The organism is Sphingobacterium sp. IITKGP-BTPF85, assembly GCF_001006065.1.
Lineage (GTDB): Bacteria > Bacteroidota > Bacteroidia > Sphingobacteriales > Sphingobacteriaceae > Sphingobacterium > Sphingobacterium anhuiense.
Genome location: NZ_ASZT02000223.1, coordinates 1 through 5212, shown reverse-complemented (window position 1 = coordinate 5212; position 5212 = coordinate 1). Strand labels below are relative to the sequence as shown.

The window sequence follows — 5212 nt, the reverse complement described above, 5'->3', positions numbered from 1 at the left end:
GAGGCAGATCACCATATCATATTTTTCATCTTCGAGAATGATATCCTTGAAGATAGCTTTGGAATATATTGCGCAGGACGGTGTCTAAATGTTTTACCTGGATACCCTAAAATGAAGACGAAATCATTTTCATTAACACCTTTTGGGTTTACTTTTAAAAACTTCTTCGGTTGGTAAGGGACATTTTCTTTTGAATATTTTGCAGATGCCCCATCTTTACCAACATAAGCACGTAAGAATGAATAGTCTCCTGTATGTCTTGGCCAGATCCAGTTGTCGGTTTCACCTCCAAATTCTCCGATGTTTTGACGAGGAATATATACTAGGCGTACGTCTTCAATTGTTTTATATCGGAATAGTACATATGTCTTACCGATAAACATTTCAGAAACTTCAGCTTTGATCGTTGGATCCTGTTTTTGAGCCTGTTCTACCAGTTCTTGTTGCTTTTTCTTAATAATTGTTATTCTTTCGGATGGATCCGTGATATGTGCAACTGCCGCCAGAATTTTCTCAGAAACATCTTCGTAAGAGTCTGTAATACGTATAGTTAGTCCTCTTGCTTCAATTTCTTGTTCATGTGACTGTGCTACGAAACCATTTTTAAGATAGTTGTTGATGGGAGTACTCGCAAGCTGTACTGCTGAGAATGCACAGTGATGGTTCGTGATGATCAATCCACTTCCTGATACAAATGAACCCGTACATCCGCTTACTTGTACTAAAGCATCAACTAGTCCAACTTTTCCTGGATTATAGATATCCTTTTCATTTATTTTTAGTCCCGCATTTTTCAATCCCGCTTTATTCAATTCGCTAAGAGGAAACATTCCTTCGTCAGGAGATTTCGCATGGATAGTAGGGGCAGCTGTTGCTAAAAGTAGGAGTAAACTCCAGGATTTTGTATTCAGTAACTTCATGTTTGTTTATATATTATTAAATAGGATTGTTCTGTCCGATCGAAGCTCAAAGATAAAAAATATTAAGTACATATCTTTCGATCACGATTCGATCATTTGGTATGAAATATGTTTGTTACTTTTGTATAAATAAAATTGATAAGATGACGCTCATTCAATTAGAGTATATAGTCGCCGTTGATACATATAGAAACTTTGTAGCCGCTGCCGAAAAATGTTTTGTAACACAGCCCACATTAAGTATGCAAATCCAGAAACTGGAGGAGTCTATTGGAGTTAAAATTTTTGACCGAAGCCGTCAACCTGTAATTCCTACTGAAATTGGAGAAAAGATAATTGCACAAGCTCGTATTATTCTGATAGAAAGTAAAAAAGTTTTGGAGATTGTCCAAAATGAAAATGGTGAATTGGACGGAGAGTTACGTATAGGAGTGATTCCGACGATAGCCCCTTATTTGTTACCGACGGTTCTAACACGGTTTATGGATAAATACCCCAAAATGCAATTACAAATTTGGGAGTATACCACCGAAAGAATTGTTCACGAGTTGAAAGTAGGACTTTTGGACTGCGGGATCTTATCGACACCATTACATGAAGCAGGAATAATTGAAAAGCCACTTTTTTATGAAAACTTTGTGGCATATATTTCGGAAAACAGTCCGCTTTTCGGTAAAAAGATGTTGAGCTCTGATGATATCGGAGAGGATAAGCTTTGGTTATTGAATGAAGGTCACTGTATGCGTGGACAGGTATTAAACATATGCCATCATAAACATAATTATGATAGTTCTGGTCGTTTTGAATATAATACCGGGAGTGTAGAGACTTTAAAAAAGATGGTGGATATCAATTCGGGAATTACAATATTACCCGAATTATCTATTGTAGATTATAATGAAGATCAGCTAAACCGGATTCGTTATTTTAAAGCTCCGGAACCTGTCCGTGAAATAAGTCTTGTAACAACACAGAATTTTGTCAAAAAACAAGCTATTGAAGCGTTATCGCGTGAGATTATGGAAGCAATACCGGAGAAGTTTAAATCAAAGAAAAAGAAAGAGGTTCTAAGTTTTCAATAATATAAAATGAATAGTAAAACATTAAGAGGCAGGCTTAATAGAAAATTAGATGCGCTTAATCATTGGCGGATGCATAAAATTTCGAATCGAAACTTTATCATTATTTTAGCTTTTGTAGTCGGGATTATAGGTGGTATAGCTGCTTCTGTGTTAAAAGCATTAACGCACTTTATTGCTTCGACCTTACAGGATGATGTGGATTGGCATTATAAATATTCATTCTATTTATTCTTCCCATTATTAGGTATTCTTTTGAGTGTCTTGTATGTGCGTAAGGTGCTAAAGGCAAAACATCTTGAGCACGGTATAACACCGATTATTTATGCCATTTCCAGAAAATCGAGTCAGATTCCTGTTCACAATGTCTATTCGCAGATAGTCACCTCGGCTATAACCGTTGGGTTTGGAGGATCTTGTGGATTAGAGGCACCTATTGCGATGAGTGGATCTGCCATCGGATCTAATACGGGGCGATTTTTTGGCTTGCAATATAAAGAGGTGACGATGCTATTGGCTTGTGGGGCTGCAGCTGGTATCGCAGGCGCTTTTGACAGCCCTTTAGCTGGGATGGTGTTCGCCATCGAAATTTTATTACCGGAATTCTCTATTCCGGTGCTTATTCCGTTACTGATTTCGGCTGCAATGGCATCGGTAGTTGCACAATCATTGTATAGTGAACCCCTATTTCACACTTTTAGTACAGAGTGGGAGGTATCAGCACTATTTTTCTACTTATTGTTAGCTTTATTGGTTGGTGGATATTCTGTTTATTTTGCGAAAATCAGCAGTATTGTCAAGAATTGGTTTACTAATATTAAAAATCCTTACAATAAGGTGTGGGTTAGTGGCATATCATTGGGGTTGATGATCTTTATCTTCCCTGCTCTTTACGGAGAAGGATATATTGCGATTCAGCAAATATTGAATGGTCAATTTAATGCCATTGTTAAGAATAGTCTATTTGCAGATTATCAGGATATCGGGCTTGTAATATTAGCTTATTCGGTCTTAACTCTTTTTGCTAAATCATTTGCCGCTCTGTTTACCCTTAATGGTGGTGGAAACGGCGGTGTTTTTGGTCCTAGTCTGGTGATGGGCGGGCTATTGGGCTTTGCTTTTGCTTATGGAGTCAATCTGACAGGAATAACAGAATTGAATGTTCCTAACTTTGTAGTGGTCGGCATGGCCGGCGCCTTGAGTGGAATCATGCATGCACCATTGACAGGTGTTTTTCTAATCGCAGAAATCACTGGAGGGTACGGATTGATGGTACCGCTAATGCTTGTCACTTCCATTTCATATTTAATTAATAGATCGATACTGAAATACTCTATTTATACGAAAGTTTTAGCTGATTCAGGAGACTTGCTGTCTTACGAGGACAAGGATCGATCTGTATTGAGTATGATGAAGGTAAGGTATGTTTTAGAAACTAATTTTGTCATACTAAGACCTGAAGAAACTCCTAAAATGAGACAATCTGATATTATTCACAGTAAGCGTAATATTTTTCCTATTGTTACTGAAAAGGGCAAATTGCTAGGTATCTTATATAGCGAACGCTTATTTTCTATTTTGTTGGGTGAGGAGGAAGGTATCGACCAACCTTTTAGTAAGTTAGCGGAAACACCTACTGATCTTGTTAAAATACATGAAGAAGATATGGAGTCGGTCATGCTTAAGATGAAAAAAGATGATGTATGGATATTACCAGTGATTGATAAGGATGGGAATTACCTCGGCTTTGTATCAAAATCAAGTGTCTTTAATAAGTACAGGGCATTGCTGATGCGACAAGGACATTATTTGGAGTAACATGAAATATGGCTTTGAGATTAACCTCTCAAAGCCATAATTTTGATACATATTTGCCTATGATATCAAATTCCAGATTTACTTTTGTACCTACTTCTACATTTTTTAAGTTTGTGTGTTCAATTGTGTAGGGGATAATTGCGACAGAAATTGATCAATTTTAGAGTTAACTACAGTCAGGCTAATCCCGTTTACTGTAATAGATCCTTTTTCAACTGTGATATTCTGAAGCTTTGGATCATATTGAAATGTAAATACGAAACTTCCATCTTGATCTTGTTTGTTAATACATGTTGCTACCTGATCAACGTGACCTTGTACAATATGTCCGTCAAAACGCCCATTGGCCTGCGTACAACGTTCTATATTCATGACATCGCCAATCTTTAAATCTTGAAGATTTGTTTTTTGCAGTGTTTCATCAATTGCAGTCACTTGATGCAAATTTTCTTCAATTCCAACTACGGTTAAACAAACTCCGTTATGGGCTACACTTTGATCTATCTTTAATTCATTGGAAATCTGGCTCTCGATATACAAATGAATATTTGTATCTTCTTTGACAATATCTTTGACCTTTCCTAAGGTTTCTATAATTCCTGTAAACATGTGTTTTTCTGATTTTATACAAAGATAAAGATAATCTGAGGATATAAAAACACTTAGAATCATTCTAAATTGTAGTAAAATCACTACAATTTAATATTATTAAAAACAATAAGAATAAATAATTTGTTATAGTGTAATATATACACTATCTTTGTTGCATCATAATTTAGGTTTATAATTGGTTTTAAAGGTTTTCATTCTCCCCGTTTGAAAACCTTTATTTATTTATAGCGATATTATTTATCTTATAGGTTTTAATATTGTCATTTTTATAATTATATAGGTTTTATTTTGATTTCACTGTTTTTTATTCAAAAAACGTTATTGTGTTGGATTTACACCATATCAAATGGGGCATACTGATATCTTATTACTGGTTAAAAGAGTTGCAATAATGGTATTTTTAGCTTTATTTTTTATTGATAAATAATAAATAATGTATCGTTTTACACTATATTTCCTTATTATTTTTTCAGTGTTCAAATAATTATTTTGTAAGAATAATAAATATATTTTACCTTTGACGTAGGTTTAGGTTGATTACCTCTTTCAAGAGGTACTTTAAAGCCTGGGAAATCGCTCGATTCTCTCAGGCTTTTCTATTTTATAGCCATATTATCAATCATTTTTTTAAATTTGAAGATTAATCATTTATTCCATACTATGCGTATAATATATCTATTTCTATCTCTCTTTTTTTCCAATCACTTTATGCTCAGAAAGGCATTTTAGTTGAATATCAGCGTTCCAGTAATAATAAAGTTATGGAATCACAGGATCCGACTT

At 35.0% G+C, this 5212-nt stretch carries 2 protein-coding genes and 2 pseudogenes; 2 read left to right on the top strand and 2 right to left on the bottom strand.

The genetic code is table 11. The features are described 5' to 3' along the window. Positions 1 to 62 precede the first annotated feature (62 nt). Positions 63 to 920, bottom strand: a pseudogene (locus L950_RS24100) (S46 family peptidase); the annotation flags it as partial. Positions 921 to 1063: 143 nt separating this feature from the next. On the opposite strand from L950_RS24100, the gene L950_RS24095 reads away from it, so the two are divergent. After that, the gene (locus L950_RS24095; protein ID WP_021189329.1) at positions 1064 to 2002 is read left to right on the top strand and encodes a hydrogen peroxide-inducible genes activator; all 939 of its coding nucleotides are present in this window, start codon (positions 1064 to 1066) and stop codon (positions 2000 to 2002) included. A gap of 6 nt (positions 2003 to 2008) precedes the next feature. Then, on the top strand, positions 2009 to 3817 hold the full coding sequence (locus L950_RS24090) for a chloride channel protein (protein ID WP_021189328.1): 1809 nt from the start codon (positions 2009 to 2011) through the stop codon (positions 3815 to 3817). Positions 3818 to 3845: 28 nt separating this feature from the next. Here L950_RS24090 and L950_RS24085 read toward each other — a convergent pair. Continuing rightward, a pseudogene (locus L950_RS24085) lies at positions 3846 to 4426 on the bottom strand (riboflavin synthase). Positions 4427 to 5212: the final 786 nt, after the last annotated feature.

What these genes read in the sequence shown, in the direction of transcription:
- L950_RS24095 (WP_021189329.1), top strand. Translation starts at nt 1,064, where the DNA reads ATGACGCTCATTCAATTAGAGTATATAGTCGCCGTTGATACATATAGA.
- L950_RS24090 (WP_021189328.1), top strand. Translation starts at nt 2,009, where the DNA reads ATGAATAGTAAAACATTAAGAGGCAGGCTTAATAGAAAATTAGATGCG.